A 252-nucleotide genomic window follows, 5' to 3' on the forward strand; every position below is an offset into this window, starting at 1 on the left:
GCGTTGCACGACCTTGGAATGGTTCAGGGCGTAATCGCACCTCTTGCTCGCCCTGATATCGGCACACTTCGTCAATTAGGCTTTACCGGTGATACCGCTTCCGTGTTAAAACAAGCCGCTAAGCATTCTCCTGCACTTTTGGCTGCTTGCTGCTCTGCATCAAGCATGTGGACAGCAAACGCGGCGACTGTGTCTCCAAGCAGCGATACTCACGATGGCAAACTGCACTTTACGCCTGCAAACCTAATCAAC

1 protein-coding gene is annotated in these 252 nt (G+C 52.4%); it reads left to right on the plus strand.

Going from position 1 to position 252, the window contains the following annotated elements; translation table 11 throughout:
- Positions 1-252, plus strand: a 252-nt coding sequence (locus AB4585_RS22580) for an N-succinylarginine dihydrolase (RefSeq protein WP_372171053.1), incomplete at both ends; no start/stop codon positions are given.

Origin of the sequence: Vibrio sp. 10N.222.49.C9 (assembly GCF_041474985.1) — a bacterium.
Taxonomy (GTDB): domain Bacteria; phylum Pseudomonadota; class Gammaproteobacteria; order Enterobacterales; family Vibrionaceae; genus Vibrio; species Vibrio crassostreae_C.